Annotated in this window: 12 protein-coding genes; 9 read left to right on the top strand and 3 right to left on the bottom strand. The window is 42.8% G+C overall.

Annotated elements, in window-relative coordinates; genetic code table 11:
• Window positions 1-107: 107 nt before the first annotated feature.
• Window positions 108-1,604, bottom strand: coding sequence for a mechanosensitive ion channel family protein (locus WS42_RS15475; protein ID WP_022161091.1), 1,497 nt, complete (start codon window positions 1,602-1,604; stop codon window positions 108-110).
• A 451-nt stretch (window positions 1,605-2,055) separates the two neighbouring features.
• Here WS42_RS15475 and WS42_RS08440 point away from each other — a divergent pair, with 451 nt between their 5' ends.
• From WS42_RS08440 to WS42_RS15470, 9 genes are all read left to right on the top strand, one after another.
• Window positions 2,056-3,894, top strand: a complete 1,839-nt coding sequence (locus tag WS42_RS08440; RefSeq protein ID WP_022161092.1) for a 2-oxoacid:acceptor oxidoreductase subunit alpha — start codon at window positions 2,056-2,058, stop codon at window positions 3,892-3,894.
• Between the two features lie 63 nt (window positions 3,895-3,957).
• Entirely contained in the window at window positions 3,958-4,974 is a 1,017-nt protein-coding gene (locus tag WS42_RS08435) for a 2-oxoacid:ferredoxin oxidoreductase subunit beta (RefSeq protein WP_022161093.1), read from the top strand.
• A 29-nt stretch (window positions 4,975-5,003) separates the two neighbouring features.
• Window positions 5,004-5,651, top strand: a complete 648-nt coding sequence (locus WS42_RS08430) for an RNA polymerase sigma factor (RefSeq protein ID WP_022161094.1) — start codon at window positions 5,004-5,006, stop codon at window positions 5,649-5,651.
• A 207-nt stretch (window positions 5,652-5,858) separates the two neighbouring features.
• Window positions 5,859-7,028 carry a FecR family protein gene (locus WS42_RS08425; protein ID WP_087382298.1) on the top strand — a complete coding sequence of 390 codons (1,170 nt, stop codon included), beginning with the start codon at window positions 5,859-5,861 and terminating at the stop codon, window positions 7,026-7,028.
• Window positions 7,029-7,164: 136 nt separating this feature from the next.
• Entirely contained in the window at window positions 7,165-10,413 is a 3,249-nt protein-coding gene (locus tag WS42_RS08420) for a SusC/RagA family TonB-linked outer membrane protein (protein WP_162613245.1), read from the top strand.
• Between the two features lie 28 nt (window positions 10,414-10,441).
• Window positions 10,442-11,944, top strand: coding sequence for a RagB/SusD family nutrient uptake outer membrane protein (locus WS42_RS08415; RefSeq protein WP_022161097.1), 1,503 nt, complete (start codon window positions 10,442-10,444; stop codon window positions 11,942-11,944).
• Window positions 11,945-11,950: 6 nt separating this feature from the next.
• Window positions 11,951-12,667: a DUF4843 domain-containing protein gene (locus WS42_RS08410; RefSeq protein ID WP_022161098.1), complete on the top strand. Its 717-nt coding sequence runs from the start codon at window positions 11,951-11,953 to the stop codon at window positions 12,665-12,667.
• Window positions 12,668-12,694: 27 nt separating this feature from the next.
• On the top strand, window positions 12,695-14,182 hold the full coding sequence (locus WS42_RS08405; protein ID WP_022161099.1) for a PKD-like family lipoprotein: 1,488 nt from the start codon (window positions 12,695-12,697) through the stop codon (window positions 14,180-14,182).
• 43 nt (window positions 14,183-14,225) lie between these two features.
• Window positions 14,226-15,101 carry a TlpA family protein disulfide reductase gene (locus tag WS42_RS15470; protein ID WP_022161100.1) on the top strand — a complete coding sequence of 292 codons (876 nt, stop codon included), beginning with the start codon at window positions 14,226-14,228 and terminating at the stop codon, window positions 15,099-15,101.
• 131 nt (window positions 15,102-15,232) lie between these two features.
• Here WS42_RS15470 and WS42_RS08395 read toward each other — a convergent pair whose 3' ends face one another.
• Together WS42_RS08395 and WS42_RS08390 are read right to left on the bottom strand one after the other, a co-directional pair.
• Window positions 15,233-15,877, bottom strand: coding sequence for a putative outer membrane beta-barrel protein (locus tag WS42_RS08395; RefSeq protein WP_013612483.1), 645 nt, complete (start codon window positions 15,875-15,877; stop codon window positions 15,233-15,235).
• On the bottom strand, window positions 15,874-17,556 hold the full coding sequence (locus WS42_RS08390) for a hypothetical protein (protein ID WP_022161102.1): 1,683 nt from the start codon (window positions 17,554-17,556) through the stop codon (window positions 15,874-15,876). The genes WS42_RS08395 and WS42_RS08390 overlap by 4 nt, the downstream gene beginning before the upstream one ends.
• Between the last annotated feature and the right edge of the window lie 84 nt (window positions 17,557-17,640).

Genomic DNA, 17,640 nt, shown 5'->3' with positions numbered 1-17,640 from the left:
TCTTATTTTCTGCAAATTTACGCTCTTGGAACCATATAAACAACTGTACTACAATATTTTAATTTATAGAACTCCTCATAAGCTTTTAGCTTATAGCTTATCGCTTTTTAACTTTCTATTTTCACCGGCATAGCCCCTGTTCCGGAGCCGGTGTTCAGGCTGACTTGTGGAAATGGGATTTCGATGTGCTGGGCGTCGAAAGCTTTTTTGATCCGGCGGCGGAATTCCCGGCTGGCTGCCCACTGCTGTCCTGATTTAGTCGTCAGTTTTACTTTCAGAATCACGGAACTGTCGCCGAAACTATCTACTCCCCATAAATCTACCCCCATAAGGATCGATTGCCAGGCAGCGTCTTTCATGAGTTCGTCACCCACTTGTTTCATTATTTCGTTGACATGGTCCGTGTCTTCTTTGTAAGCTACGCCGATATCGACTACTATTGCCGACCAGCCTTTGGTCATATTCGATAAGGAGTTGATTTTACCGTTTTGAAAAATGTGAACGACCCCCGAAGCGTCCCGTAAGGTCGTCGTTCGCATCTCTATTTTCTCTACGGTTCCTGTCGTACCGTTGATGATCGCCACGTCTCCTGTCCGGATTTGATCCTCCAATAGGATAAAGAATCCCGAGATAAAGTCCCGGACTAATTCCTGGGCACCGAAACCTACTGCCAATCCGACGATTCCGGCACTGGCGAGGATCGGACCGATATTGATGTTGAACTTACTCAGCATGATCAGCACGAATATGGTCCATAAGAATATTTTTCCAACCCCTAAGATAATACCGGATAAGGTCTCTATTCTTTTGTTGCCTTCTGCGTCGTCGATATTTTCATTGAGGTGTACCCGTCGTTTGGCCGCTTTATTTAATTTTTTGACGATATAATTGAGTAGTCGTAATAAGCCGATAAAAATAAGAGTGAGGATGATTATAGAAGGTACTTGGGTGATTACCCAATTGGTAAACCGGTGAGTCAGGTCTTTCCAGAAGGTTTTGTCGGCCAGATTTTTAATACTGTAATCCCAAAAGATAGACAGGTCGGTTACTTTGGTTTGGGCGGGTATACTGTCGGGGGCGATCTCTCCGGTCGAGTCGATGGCTAGTGAAGGAGGGAGGAGTCGTTTGTTTATTTCGAAATTGGCATCTATTTCCGGGACATATAGGATGATTTCATCTACCGAAGGTAGAAACTGACTATGAGGATAAGCCGTTCTGATTGTTCCTACGGTGGAAGCCAGTCCGATTCCCGAGGCTGTCTGGAAACGTTTATCTTTTACGATGATTCGGGAAATACGCGAGCGTTCGTCGTTTTGCCGTTCGGTATTGACAATGAGGAGTAAACGGGAACTATCGCCATAGATATAGTAATAGTCGGCAGTCTCGTTGGATAACTCGGTACGGGTTTTCAGTTTTTTGATCCGGTCTTCCGGTAGAGCTGCATACAATTCTTTTATCGTCATACCCTTTCGGATGGCTCCGACCTGAGTAGACGTTATCCTGAATTCGGAGACAATGTTAGCCGGTGGTGTTTTTGTCGTACTTGGGGTGTGACAGGAGTATAACCCGAAAAGTAAACAGAAAAAGAGTAGTATTCTATTCATGCGTATCCATTTTTAGAGTCATACGTAAAGGAAAAAAAAAAAGAAGAAGGATTCTATTAAAAAAAACAAAAAATACGATAAAGTAATAATTTGTAATAAAAAAGACATTTTAAGCGATAATTCCGCAAACGTGAGCGCTCTATACAAAAAAAATGTCGTTTTTGGGAAGATTGTTTAGAACGATTTCATTTTAAAGCGTTTCGAAAACTTGAAAATCGTTTGCAGAATCGTTGATTATCAGAGTTATTGCAAATCAGGAAAAAATGTTCGGATTAAACTTGTTTAAAAGGGAGGTTTCGCTACCTTTACCATGTTTTAAAACATAAAAATAGCATTCGGAGAATGTTATAAGATTGTTAAAATGAATAGTTAAAGTGGTAATTTTCCCTTTTACATTTACAATGAAGTAAGCTGATTGACGTCAGCAACAATTAAAACTACTTATTCAACCATGAGTCAAGAGACAAAAGTTATCGAAAAACATGATGTTGTCATTCGTTTTTCCGGAGATTCGGGAGACGGAATGCAATTAACCGGGCAGCAGTTTTCGGATACAGCTGCTTTATTTGGAAATGACGTAGCAACATTTCCGGATTATCCGGCAGAAATTCGTGCCCCGCAAGGTACTGTTGGTGGCGTGTCCGGTTTCCAGGTACACATTGGAGAAGAGCACATTACTACTCCGGGTGATTATGCCGATGTCCTCGTGGCTATGAATCCGGCTGCTTTAAAAGCGAACTTACGTTGGGCTAAAAAAGCAGGTACTATTATTGTAGATATCGATGCCTTTACCGACAAACATATCGAAAGGGCCGGTTATACTGCAAATCCGTTGGAAGACGGTTCTTTGGCGGACTATAATGTTGTTCCGGTGAAAGTAACCGAGCTGACTATCGAAGCGCTGAAAGAGACCGGTTTGGATCAGAAATCGATATTGAGATGTAAAAATATGTTTGCTTTGGGAATGATCTATTGGATGTTCGAGCAATCTGTAGAGCATACCGAAGCTTTCTTCGATATTAAATTCGGCAAAAAACCGGCTATTGCTTCTGCCAACAAAATGGTGTTGAGAGCCGGTTATAATTATGCTGCTAATGTACATGCGTTAGCCACTCATTTTAAAGTAGCTCCGGCTACCATCGAGAAAGGTAAATACCGTACGATTACCGGTAATAAGGCCACAGCCTGGGGATTGTTGGCAGCTGCAGAAAAAGCAGGACTACCTTTATTCTGTGGTTCTTATCCGATCACTCCGGCTACCGATATTTTGCATGAATTGGCACTTCGTCGTGATTTGGGTGCTAAGACTTATCAGGCTGAGGATGAAATCGGTGGTATCTGTACCGCTATCGGTGCCAGCTATGCCGGTAATTTTGCCTGTACGACGACTTCAGGTCCCGGATTGGCGCTGAAATCGGAAGCTTGCGGATTGGCAGTTATGGCTGAATTGCCTTTGGTGATCGTGGATGTACAACGGGGAGGGCCTTCTACGGGTCTGCCTACGAAGACCGAACAGTCCGACTTATTACAGGCACTTTACGGCCGTAATGGTGAATGTCCGATGCCGGTAATCGCTGCCAGTACTTCAGGAAACTGTTTCGACTATGCTTTTATGGCCGGAAAGATTGCGCTCGAGCATATGACTCCGGTAGTCCTGCTGACCGATGGCTTCCTGGCCAACGGAGCTCAGCCCTGGTTGATTCCTTCCATGGCTAAATTACCTGAGATAAAATTGCGTCTGGCTAAAGAAGGTGATGATTATAAACCCTATGCCCGTGATCCCGAAACTCTGGCCAGAACCTGGGCTTTACCCGGTACCAAAGGCTTGGAACACCGGATCGGCGGACTGGAAAAGATGAATATCACCGGAACAATCAGTTATGTGCCCGAGAATCATCAGGTCATGACCGATCTGCGTGAAGAAAAAGTAGCCCGGATTGCAAACGATCTGCCCGAACAGGAAGTATACGGTAATCCCGAAGGAGGCGATATTTTGATTGTCGGATGGGGAGGTACTTATGGTCACCTTTATACCACAGTATCTGAAATGCGGGCTGAAGGAAAAGATGTCAGTTTGGCCCATTTCAACTTTATCAATCCGCTGCCGAAAAATACACGGGATGTGTTGGCTCGTTATAAGAAAATCGTCGTATGTGAATTGAATCTCGGACAGTTTGCTAAATATCTGAAAAGTAAATTTCCCGAATTCAATTACCTGCAAGTAAATAAGGTGGCTGGATTACCTTTTACTGTCGTAGAATTGAAAGAAAAAATCAATAAAATAATTTAAGCTCTTCGACTTAAACAAGGATGAAAGATATTTAGAATCAGAAATCGAAAATTAGAAATTGAAATGAGCGAATTAAAATATACTCCTAAAGATTTTAAAAGCGACCAGGAAATCAGATGGTGTCCGGGTTGCGGTGATCACGGTATTATTAATTCCGTGCAAAAAGCGATGGCTGAACTGGGCTATCCCAAAGAATCCTGGGCTGTGATTTCCGGTATCGGATGTTCTTCCCGTTTCCCTTATTATATGAATACCTATGGGTTCCATACAATTCATGGACGTGCTGCCGCTATTGCTTCCGGAGCGAAGAATGCCAACCGGAAACTGAATATATTGCAGATCTCCGGTGATGGTGATGCATTGGCTATCGGGGGTAACCATTTTATTCATGCTATCCGCCGGAATGTGGATATTACCATTTTGTTGTTTAACAATGAAATTTATGGTCTGACTAAAGGACAATATTCCCCGACTACCAAATTGGGAACTAAAACCAAAACTTCTCCTTACGGAACGATCGAGCATCCTTTCAATCCTGGAGAGCTTTGCATCGGTGCTCAGGGTAAATTTTTCGCCCGTTCGATCGATACCAGCGTGAACTTGACCGCTGAAATTCTGGAAACAGCTGTAAAACACCAGGGAACTTCTGTGGTAGAAGTGCTTCAGAATTGTGTCATCTTTGCCGATGGTGCTCATTCTGCTGTAACGGATAAAGAGTTGAAAGAAGAGCGTCAGATCGTTTTGCGTCACGGTGAACCGATGATCTTCGGTAAAAACAAAGATAAAGGTTTGGTATTGGCAAAATCAGGTGAGCTGAAAGTGGTCGAAATCGGTAAAGACGGTATCACTGAAAAAGATATCCTGGTTCACGATGCACATAATCCCAATCCGTTCCTGCATTGGATGCTCGTCAATATGAAAGCTCCGGAATTCCCGGTTGCCCTGGGAGTTATCCGTGATGTCGAAGCGCATACTTACGACCAGGCTCTGGACGATCAGATCGAAGAAGTAAAGAAAATTTCTAAGATCCATTGTATGGAAGACTTGCTGAATAGCGGGGATACCTGGGAAGTAAAATAATAAGCGGACAAGTGTAAGCTGAAAATGAGGTGCAATCGGAAATACCGGTTGCACCTTTATTTGTTTTTATTTACTTTTATACGCACAAAGTAGGAATAAGGGCAGTGATCAATCAGGAAGATTTCATACGGCGTTTGCAACAACGGGAAAAAGAAGCTTTCCAGGAGCTTTTTTATTCCTGGCATCGTCCATTGTGCTTTTTTGCCTCCCGGATAATCAAAGATCAGGATGTGGCGGAGGATTTGGTACAAGATGTATTCGTCGCTTTCTGGAAATACGATTTGTCCGCCTTTCCCAATGAAAAGACGATTCGTACTTTTTTGTATACCAGTGTCAGAAACGGCTGCCTGAACTATCTGCGCGATTTGGAAATCCGCGCAAGGAATGATCGTAAAGCTGTCCCGGAATCCGAAGAAGATCAGGATTGTTTCCTCCTCAGGCAGATGGAATCCGAAGTGGTAACCGAATTATTCGAAGCGATCGATGAATTACCGGAACGGTGCCGGGAAATCTTTTATATGGCTTATCTTCAGGAAAAAGAAGAAAAACAAATCGCCGAACTCCTGCGGGTTTCTGTCAATACGGTCAAGACGCAAAAACAACGGGCCAAGGCCTATCTGAAAGGACGGTTGGGAGAACTTTTCGTCTATATGACTCTGTTTTTTTTCGAATTTTAATTTTTTTCATACCTCTTGTCACCTATTTCCTTATCGGGTGTGTTTAAATAGTAAAAAGGATTAAAATACTCAGAAATGATTAGCGTCCTTTGGGTATTGATCGGTGTCAGACCTTCGGACTTTCTGATTAATCAAGGATGAGGAAATACCGATTTCAGTGTAGATATACGAATTGAAGGAGTACTGATCAGGCTAAGATTAAATGTTATGGATAAAAACGAGGAAATCTATCGTTGGGTGGCTGCCTGGATAAAGGGAGAGCTGACACCGGAGGATGAGGCCGAATTGGCCTGCTGGTTAAAACAGGATCCTAAAAATCAGGAGTGGTTCGATACTTTTACTACAAGAGAGAATCTGAAAGGAGCTTTGTCACTTTATGCTTCTTTTCATACAGCGAAGAGGTGGGAAGAGCTGGAACGTTATTGTAGAATAACGAATCGCCGTAAAATCCATCCGGGCTATTGGCGGTATGTCGCCGCAGTGGTGATTTTATTTATAATAGGAGGGATCGGTTTCCTGTATTTCGTGCCGGATACCCGTAAAGAGATGACTCTGGCTGCAGTCGGCCCGAAGGAGTTTCACCAGCAGGCGGTGTTAGTGCTGGAGAATGGAAAAGAATTGGTGTTGAACGGTATAAAAGACACTTGTTTGTCGCTCGGGCAAGGGGAACGCTTATGGATCAACGATCAGGGGCGTTTGGCTTATCACCAGGATTCTTTACAGCAGGAAACTCCCGAAGAATGGCATATCCTGCGAATCCCGAGAGGAGGCGAATATACATTGGTATTGGAGGATGGGAGCCGGGTATGGTTGAATAGTGCATCGGAATTGCGGTATCCTGTTCGTTTTACAGGTAAAAACCGGCAAGTGACCCTGGAAGGAGAGGCTTATTTTGAGGTTGCCCGGAATGAAGCCCGGCCTTTTATCGTACAATCGGGAAAACAACGAGTCGAGGTGTTAGGAACTTCTTTCGACGTCACTGCTTATGAGGGAGAACCGGGGATATACACGACCTTGTTGCAGGGAAGTGTCGAAGTTAGCGGTGAAAAGGGTAAACAATTATTGAAGCCCGGACAACAGGCGATATACACCGAAAAGGGAATCGAGGTGAAAGAAGTGAATGCCGCCCTTTATTGTTCCTGGATACAAGACCGTTTTGTGTTTGTCAGTGAAGAATTGGAAGCGGTGACCCGGAAACTGGAACGCTGGTATGATGTCAGTTTCTTTTTTGCTGGGGAAAGCCTGAAAATAAAACGATTCTCCGGGAGTATTCCTAAATATTCGGATTTATCGAAGGTATTGAAAATGTTGGAACTGACGACGAATATCCGGTTCAAAAAGACAGATAAAACAGTCGTAGTCGAAATGATACAATAAAAAATACAGAAGGTGGTCGTAACACCTTCTGCATAAAAAGTCGATCTAATACAAACGATTAAAATCAAACAAAGTTATGAAAAAAAAACGAAACGGTAGGTCGGGAAAACTCCCTGGCCTGAGAAAAATGGTGTTAATGATGAAATTATGTGTCTTTTTTCTGTTCGCTTCATTTTTATCGGTGGCGGCAAACGGTTATTCGCAGAATACCAGGTTATCGCTGATGAAACAAAATGCCAGCGTGATAGAGGTCTTGACCGAGATCAGCCAAAAGACCGATATGCAGTTTTTATATAATGATAACGAACTGCAAGGTATTCAGGTGAATGTGTCGCTTAAAAATGCGACGCTGTATGAGATGTTGGATAAAATATTTGCCGGTCTGCCTCTGAGCTATTCTATTCTGGATAGTGTGATCGTCATTTCCCCTAAGGGAAAACCATTGCCACAAGCACTGAAAACAGTGACGATTACCGGTCAGATCAAGGATAAAGACGGTAACCCGCTGCCGGGAGCGACGGTACGTATCAAAGATACTCAAATGGGGGTTGTCTCCGATCAGGATGGTAAGTTTAAACTGGAAGTAGGCGAAATAAAAGATCTGATGCTGCAGGTTTCTTTTATCGGTTATAAAACACAGACCGTAAAACCTGGAGAACAGAGGGTCCTGTATATTGTGCTGGAGGAGGAAGCTCAGAAAATGGACGAAGTGGTTGTGACCGGTTATTTTACCAAGACCAAAAGTTCTTATACCGGTTCGGCAGTAACCGTACAGGCAGAAGAATTGAAGCGGATCAGTCCGACGAATTTGTTCAAGGCTTTACAGGCTTATGAGCCCTCGTTGCAGATCGTCGAGAATAATGAATACGGTTCCGACCCGAATAAATTGCCGGAAATCCTTATTCGCGGGAAATCGAGTTTCGAAGGGAAATCCAATAATCCTCTTTTCATTATGGACGGTTATGAAGTGGATATGCAAAAAGTATTCGACTTCGATATCGAGCGAATCAAACAGATCACAATCCTGAAAGATGCTTCGGCCACCGCTATTTATGGTTCACGGGCTGCCAACGGGGTGATTGTAATCGAAACGAAAATGCCGGAAAAAGGACGCCTCACCGCCAGTTATAATTTTAATGCTACGGTTGAAATCCCGGATCTGACCGATTATGACTTGTTGAATGCCGCCGAAAAACTTGAATTCGAACGTTTGGCCGGAGTGTATAAAGATAAAGACGGTAATATCGGACAGCAAAGGAAATTGGATCGGTTATATGAGTCACGCCACAAAGAAGTGCTCCGGGGAGTAAATACCTATTGGCTTTCCAAACCGCTCCGCACGGCTTTCAAGCATACGCATTCTTTATATCTGGGAGGAGGAAATGAAAATTCCCGGTATGGAATCAACATCAATTACGGCAATAACCCGGGGGTTATGAAAGGATCCAAACGGGATCGGTTGGGTTTGAGTTTTACCTGGAATTATACGATCAGTCAAAAATTACGTATCGGGAATATGTTGTCTGTTGATCAGAATAATACAGAGGAATCTCCTTATGGAAGTTTCAGTAAATATACGGAAGTTAATCCCTACGAAAGAGCCTATGATGAGATGGGACGCTGTATTAAACGCTTGTCTAACGGAGAGGCTAACCCGGTATTTGATGCTACACTGAATAATGTCAATAAAAGTAAGAGCACTTCCTTCAATGACAATTTTGATTTTGAATGGTATATTGTCGAAGGAATACGGCTGACCGGGCGTTTTGCCTATACCTACGGGACGACCCATAGTGATGTCTTTGTATCGCCAAAATCGAGTCAGTTTGAAGATCAGCAGGATGATAAAGATAAAGGATCCTACGATTATAGTAGCAGTTCGACCCATTCTATGGATGGAAATATTGTGGTGAATGCCTGGAAATCTATCGATAAGCATATGTTTACCTTGGTGTTAGGGGCCAATATGCAGGATAATAAAGAAGATAATAAAAGTTTTTCAGCTACCGGTTTCTTGAGTGATAAGCTGACTAATCTGGATTTTGCCATGCAATACCGGGAGGGTGCGAAACCCAGAGGATCGGTATCCCAGGACCGGTTGATCGGTTTCTTTGCTAATGCCAGTTATGCATACGACAACCGTTATTTGTTCGATTTTTCTTATCGGACAGACGGTTCTTCCAAATTCGGTAAGAAAAACCGGTTTGCTCCTTTCTGGTCGGCAGGTATCGGATGGAATATTCATAACGAGAAATTCTGGGGAAATCCGGAGTGGTTAACTCAGGCAAAAATAAGGAGTTCTGTAGGATATACCGGTAATGTGACCTTTTCCCCTTATCAGGCCCAGACTACTTATCAATATTCATCGGATAATATTTACCTGAACGGAGTCGGAGCCGATATCATTGCTTTGGGAAATGAGGATCTGAAATGGCAACGCAAATTTACGGTGAATCTGGGATGTGATCTGGATTTCTGGGAGGGACGTTTTTCTCTGACCGGAGAGTATTTCCGTGAATATACCAAGGATGTATTGATGGATATCAGTCTGCCACCCTCTCTTGGGTTTATCGATTATAAAGAAAATTTCGGAGAGATGGAAAATAAGGGGTGGTCTCTGAATTTACGTACTCAGATGCTGAGGGATACTGAACGGGAACTGTATTGGTCTTTGGCTTTCGGTACCAGTGACAGTAAGAATAAGATCAAAAAGATCACGGATAAGCTGGGAGCGATGAATGATGAGAACAATAAAAATGAAACCAAGAAACCGGTACCTTTATACGAAGAAGGAGAATCACTCGATGCCTTGAAGGCTGTGCCTTCTTTGGGAATCGATCCGGAAACCGGTAAAGAAGTGTTTGTGAAAAAAGACGGCAGCCTGACTACCATTTGGGATTACAATGATAAAGTGGTTTGTGGAACGACAGATCCCAAATTCAGAGGCACTTTGAATTCTTTTCTGACCTTTAAGGGAATTAGCCTGAATATGTCTTTCAATTTCCAATGGGGTGGACAAACTTATAATCAGACGTTGGCTTCCCGGGTGGAAGGGGTGAATCCCAATAGTAATTGTGACCGGCGGGTATTGTATGACCGTTGGAAAAAACCGGGCGACCGGACCTTTTTTAAAAATATCGCTTTGGAAGAAAATGTGTCGAATCTGACGACCCGCTTTGTACAGGATTACAATTATTTTCAGATCGGTAGTATATCGCTCGGTTATGAAATGCGACGGGAATTATGCCGGAAAATCGGTCTTACCGGCTTGCGTTTTAATTTCAATATGGGAGATATTGCCCGTTTCTCTTCGGTAAAAGAAGAACGGGGATTGTCTTATCCGTTTGCCCGGCAATTTACTTTTTCTTTGTCTGCTAGTTTGTAATAGGGTATAAATACTAAAAATGAGAATTATGAGGAAATATATACAGATAATAAGTTTTCTGCTGGCTGCGGTTACATTAAGCGGATGTGAAAACTGGCTGGACGTGAAACCTGAAACTGAAGTGAATGAGGATGATATGTTCAATACCGAGCAAGGGTTTATGGATGCGTTGTACGGAATATATGTAAACATGGGAAAAAGCGATTTATATGGAGGTACGTTACAGACTGCCCTGGACATGACGGCTCAGTACTATAGTTATTATGATATTTCTGAATGTCCTTACGGGCACTATCAAACCTTCGAATATGAGCATCCCTCTTGTACAGCTATATCCGATGCTTTATGGATGCGTATTTATTATTGTATCGGTCTGACGAATAATTTACTGAAATACCTGGATAAACCTGAAGCGGTACAGATTTGTAGCAATTATGATTATTTGAGAGGAGAAGCGTTGGCTCTGCGGGCCTATCTGCATTTTGAATTAATCCGGATTTTTGCACCGGATGTAAAGAAAAATCCTGAATATAAGTCGATCCCCTATCGGAAAACTTTTTCACCGGATATCGAACCTCAGTTAAAAGTTAAAGAGGTGTATCAGGAGATTCTGGCTGACCTGACTGAAGCAAAACAACTTTTATCCAACGATGTGATCCGGACAAATGGTCCCGACTGGTTGGGAGAAAGTGAAAAGAAAGAAGAATCGGACGATGTAACTGATAAAAATGAGGGTTATTATACATCCGATTTTCTGAAAACAAGGAAATACCGGATGAATTATTATGCCGTATTAGGGACACTGGCACGGGTACACCTGACTTTAGGGACAACCGACGATATGGAGAAAGCCTATGATTATGCGATGGAAGTCATCGAAAGCGGTAAATTCCGGCCCATTCAGGAAGAACATATTCTGGTGAGTGGCGAACAGGCGAAATACAGGGATATTCTGTTTACCGACGAATTTATTTTCGGATTATATTCAGCACAGGTAGATGCTTTTTATAAGTCGAATTTCGATGAATCTTATGGAGTTAAAAAGATTTTAATCAATAAATTGAGTGATATTTATGGGCAGGGAACACGTGATCTGCGTCAGACACATTGGTTTAAAACATCCTGGGGCACTTCTTATTTATTGAAACATAATGCGGATTTGGAGTATGCCAAAGAAAAGGTGAGGATGATAACATTGGCTGAAATGTATTACATCGCTGCCGAAGCTCATCCCGCCGAAGCATACGATTTGTTGGAGGAGATTTTGCCTTCCCGTGAAATTCATAGTTCTTTGCCGGTGAATGCCGGCCGGACGGAAGTATTGACCGAAGTGTTGAAAGAATACCGCAAAGAATATATCGGAGATGGACAGTTCTTTTATGCTTATAAACGCCTGATTGAAGAGGAAGCGGCTATCCATCCTTTAGGTATAAATATTCCGAATGAAAATAAAGTTCTGGTATGGCCTTTACCACAGGATGAAATTAAATATGGGGACCGGGAATCCGGAATTTGGAAAACTGAAAAATAAATAATTATGAAAAATAAAATAATCATCGCTTTGGTGGCTGTCGTTGCTTGGTTAGGACAGTCGTGCGAAACAGATCCTGCTTTCGATTTTAAAGATGACGGTAAGATATATTTCAAATATCCGAAAAAAATAAACGATTTAGGAATAGAAACAGATCTGTTGGTGGATAGTATTGTTCATACTGTATATGGGAAAGACCTTCCGGATGGGAAAGATACTTTGTGGATTCAATTACAGATTATGGGAGCCCGTAAAGATTTCGACAGAAATTATAAAGTGGTCGTTGTTGCCGATAGCAGTACCGGTAAGGAAGGTGTGGATTTCGATAAGTTAGCGGATGAATATATCTTTCACCGTAACGTCGGCGTGGATTCGTTCCCTTTGGTGCTGAATAAACAGGCCTTTGAGAAAGTTTTTAACCGGAATGTTTTGTTAAAACTCGAACCGACAGAAGATTTAGGGATTGCTTATGTTGAATTTTCAACCCTGAAAGTGAATTTCAGTGCTTATGTGCTGGAACCCGATTGGTGGTGGGCTTTTGAATTTATCCTGGGGGAATACCATCCGTTGAAATATGAGAAAGTGGTCGAAGTGTATGGAAGTGAGGAAATCGACCCTTATGGGAATAATCCTTATTGTGCTTATGTAGCTAATGTTGTCCGCGAATATTTTGAAAATAATATCGTGATCGATCCTTTTACCGGTAAACGCCTGGAAATATAGTATGCTAATTAAAAAAATGATGAACTTATGAATAATATAAGAATATATGCCTTTTTCTGGATGATTGTGCTTCTTACAGTTTCCTGTTATGAGGATAAAGGAAATTATGACTATCATCCGATCAATGAAGTAAAAATATCGGGGATTAAAGAAGACCCTTACGAAATATTGCGCTGGGATACCTTGAAAATTCCGGTTACTTTAGAAAATAGCCTGAATGAGAAAGCTAAATTGATTTATGCCTGGTATCTGGATCAGAAAAAGATTGCGGAAACCGAGGACCTTTGTTATGTTGTATCGGATAAGGCTAAAAAATATCAGGCTCGTATGGAAGTTACTTTGCCGGAAGATGATAGTGTCCGTTTTTTTGCTGATTTTGAGGTTCAGGTTTTCTCACCCTATTCAAAAGGACTATTGTTATTGAGTGATTATGAGGATTATCCGGAAGTTTCTTTTATGAGCACATTGAATAATCCGACTAATAAAATCATGCGGGATGTGTATAGTTTGGAGAATAAGAGAGAGTTGAAGGGGAAGGCCTTAGCAATAGAGCAGTCCGATGAATACTCTTATGGTGGAACTGTTTTTGTACATACTTCAGCTTCCTCTCATGAGTTGGATCCTGTACTATTTAAAGAGATTGCCTTGTTCGACGAAAATTCATTTACCGGGCCTGCCCAGGAATATGATATGGTGTATTGCCGGTTTGAAGATGCGATTACCGAATTCGGAGGGGCTATCGGTAAAGATGGGATTATTTATCCTAAACAGGCCCGTCAAAGCCGTTATATGGCTTCTTCTTTAAAACCGATCCACGTCGAAGGAGATGAAGAAAGATCGGTGGACTATCGGTTGTCTCCGATGCTTTTGAATACCCGGAATTCAACCTTGGGGTATGATAATCTGTCGGGGCGGTTCATGTATTTTATGAATAGTTACGATATTCCTTCTTATGATGAAAATCAGTATGATGAGGTTCGGATATCGCAGACTTATATCGGACTCCCCTGGCTGGGATGGGGAAAAAATATGTCTGGCGGAACATATCAATTCAGTTCTTTATTTTATGATCCGGTTACTGATCGGGCTGCACTGGCCCGGGCCCATACCGCTACAGGAAAATTGAAAGGACAGGATTCGCTGGTTTTTCTGTCCGGTCATCATTTAGCCGAAGGGTCGGTTATGGCCGTTAATTCCGGTATCAATTGGTTGTATTATTCGGATGGAGGCCGTCAGCTTTATGTGTTGAATTTATCGGATCCTGATTTTAAGTTTCCTTCTATCCCTTTCGAATGTGCTTTACCGGATAATTGCCGGATAACGATGCTGAAAGTATCTGTCGATAATTTGGCCTTGTTTGTCGGAGTGGAGACAGACAGACCGGAGAAATACAAAGGAGATGTGTATAAGATAAATGCAAAAGACGGGACAATTCTCGAACATTATCAGCGTTTCGGCGGGACACCGGTGGATATGGTCGAAAAGAAATCTGTCGAATATGATGTCGAGGAGTGAGGGGTAGGAGGTAAAAAATGAAAAAACGGTAAAATTTTAAGAAATGAAGCAAGTTTATTTTATCATAGCAATGCTGTGTGGATTGGCCTTGGGTGGGCAGGCACAGGGAATACGCTTTGCAGAAGGAAGTTGGAAAGAACTGTTGGAAACAGCGAAAAAGGAAGGAAAATTGATCTTTGTGGATTGTTATACGGAATGGTGCCAGCCTTGTAAGCAAATGGAACAGCAGGTTTTTCCGTCGAAAAAAGTGGGGAAGTTTTACAATGAGCATTTTATAAATGTGAAGATGGATATGGAAAAAGGAGAGGGACCGGTGATTTTGAATACTTATAAAATCAATGCCTTCCCGACCCTTTTGTTTGTCAATGGCGAAGGTGGTGAAGTTTACCGGATTGTAGGCAGCAAAAAGGAAGCGGAATTGTTGCAGGTAGGTGCTGATGCATTGGCTTCGAAAACCGTTTATCCGGTCAATCCGCAGGCTCAGCAGCAAATCGCTTTGATCGGACGCGAAATACCTGATTTTTGTTATCGCGATTCGACTGGCAAAGAAGTGAAGTTTTCTTCTTTCCGGGGAAATTATGTGTACGTGGATATGTGGGCCACCTGGTGCCGGCCTTGTTGTGAGGAGATTCCTTATATGGGCGAATTGGAAAAGAAATTTCACGGTAAGAAAATCTGTTTTGTCAGTCTTTCCTGTGATAAGGATTTACAGGCCTGGAAGAAGAAACTCAGAACCGACCGGATGGGAGGGATTCAATTGAATTGTGGAGGCGATCCTGCATTTATGAAATTTTTCGGTATTCAGGGAATCCCCCATTTTATTTTGCTCGATCCTGAAGGGAAAGTCGTAAATCCGAATATGAGCCGCCCTTCACAGGAAATAACGGTGGAAACTTTAAGCAGGCTCAAAGGAATTTGAGACTGCTTTACAAGTCTTGATCGGTGATTTCTTTCAGCATATCGATGGGCGGAATTACGGTTTGGATAAAAAATCGTTTTTTAGCCGGCCGGTGCCTGAAAGGAATACAGATTACTGCAAGGAATATACCCTTAAAACCGATAAAGCAGGCCGATATTTCCTCCGATATTCAGCATTTTGTTGAAACCGATGTTACCTTGGGTATATTCGTTGTACTCATATGCATCGTCGATTCGGGGGACATAATCGGCCCTCACTTTCAGGTCCATCCATACCTTGTCCGAGAGTTGAAACAAGAGACCGCCATGAAGCCCCACTCCCGGTGAAAACAGAAACAGGTGTTTTGAAAAAGAAAGGGAGGCAGAATAACCGGTATATTGGCGTCCTACATCGAGCTGCGAGAAATACCCCCCGAACTGAATACCCAGATAAGGCAAAGTGGTTCTGTTCCATGTCGGGACATAAAAGGTCGCTTCGAGCAGGACCGGGATCAGGTGGTATTTATATTTTTGGGAGACATCGTCTTTGTTTAGATTGACTTTGGTTTTGAAACCGTAATATCCTGCCTCGAAACCTATACCGATCATCTTGTTAATTAGGTATTTGGCCGATACGTTTCCCCCGATACCGTTTTTCAGGATTTTCCCCATATCGCCTGTCGGGTAAAAATATCCGGCATTGATGCCCGGTAAAAATCCGCGGTCGGGACGGTAGTATTGGCCTTTGGCCAGTGTGATTGTGCAGATCAGACAAAACAGATAGATGATTTTTTTCATAATTCGGCTTCTTTAGTCTGTCGTTCTCCGATGTATTTTTCTATTTCCTGCAGCCGTTCGGTAGCATGTTTGTCGCCGATTTTTATTTCCAACGCTTTTTGATAATAGAATTTGGCAATGGCGTAGGCTTTTTCAGCATAAGCTTTGTCGGCTTTATCTATATTGGTCTGATAGGCTTTGTCTAAGGCAGCCAGTTGTTCGGCTTCAATCAATCGGTCTGTTTCGGCGATCCGTTCCCTGATGCTCTCTTTGTCGGCCGGTGATAAGGTCAACGCTTTTTGGAAATATACCTTGGCAGAAGCATAGTTTTTCTGTTCCAGATTCTTTTCGGCCAGTGTTTTGTTTTTATTGTATTCGGCCAGTCGGGCTTTGTATTTCGAAGAATGGATGATTTGCTCGATCTCTCCGAGGCGTTTACGGGGATAATCTTCGCCCAGGTTAAGTTGATCGGCTTCGGAATAGCGTAGTTTGGCCGCACTGTAGTTTTCGTTTTTGAATGCCTGGTCGGCTTCGGCTATGATCCCGGTGTATTTGAGTTTTAAAGTGTTGATTCTTTCTTCTTCCTGGCGTTGTTTCTCTGCTTCGTCAGCCTGTTGCTTTTCCAGGGCTGCCAGGGCTTGCTCGGCTTTGCCGATCATATTCCGGGGGTAGGCTTCTTCCGATTTTAAGGCCAGTGCCTGCCGATAAGTAGTAATGGCCTGGCGGTATTCCTGGGCTTGATAGGAACGGTCGGCTTGGGCGATTGTTTTTTGATAGGTAACTTCGGCTTCGGCTAATTGCTGTTGTGTTATAGCTTCCTTTTGGGCGATCTCTGCCAATAACCGGTCGATATTACGGATTTGTTCCTGGGGATAAGGCTCTTTTGTCTTGATTTGTTTGGCCGAGGCATACTTTTCTTTAGCCGCCGGGTACTCTTCCCGGCTGAATAAACTGTCGGCCGCAGCGAGCAGTAGTCGGTAAGTTTGTTCGTTTTGAAGTTCGACACTCTTTCGGGCTTCTTCCAGTTTTGCTTGTTCCTGAGCTTCCGCAATTTTTTGTTTCACCTCTTTGTTGCCGGGCTTCATATTTTGAGCCAGGGTCCAGCTGTCGATGGCTGCCTGCCAGGCTTTCCGGCCGAACGATTCCAGTCCTTTATTGAATAGTTCGGTAAATTTCCGTTCCTGTTCGATGGCGGCGGCATCCCGGGCAGCTAATTGTTTTTTTACAGCTTGTTCGGTTTGGGCGATCCGGTCTTTGATTTTATCTGAATACGATTTGTCGAACGTAAAATCGTCCAGTTCGGCCTGATAGGTCAGTATGGCAATAGGCTGATCGAATATGGATAGATCGATCTTTTCGACACTTGGCAACAGATTGATGATCAACTTGACGGGAGGAAAATCGGGGTTGTTTTCAATGCTTTCTTCCGGTACTTCGGTGTTGATACTGACAATTTTGGTGATGTAACCTGTTTTTTCGAAAGAAATTTTGTAGTCGGCATCGAAAGCGAGTTTCAAATCGAAATGTCCTTTTTTATTCAGCACCTGTTCGTCGAGCTTGTTCCCGTTTTTGGTTACGACAACCCGTGTTCCTTCCGGGCTGTTATCTGCAATAGCGACGTTGCCGTTGATAGCTAAATGCTGGGCTACGACAAACGGAGAAGACAATAGAATGCCAAGGAGTATAAGCAAGTTTTTCATGTCGGGATCGAATTATTCCACAGTGAGGAATGCTACACATACTCCTGCAAAAATAATAAAAAAGAAAGAAAAAAGCCCCGTTGC

The sequence above is a fragment of the Odoribacter sp. N54.MGS-14 genome, from assembly GCF_000980295.1.
Lineage (GTDB): Bacteria > Bacteroidota > Bacteroidia > Bacteroidales > Marinifilaceae > Odoribacter > Odoribacter splanchnicus.
The sequence above is the reverse complement of the archived record's forward strand: the minus strand, read 5'-3'. Positions and strand labels throughout refer to the sequence as shown.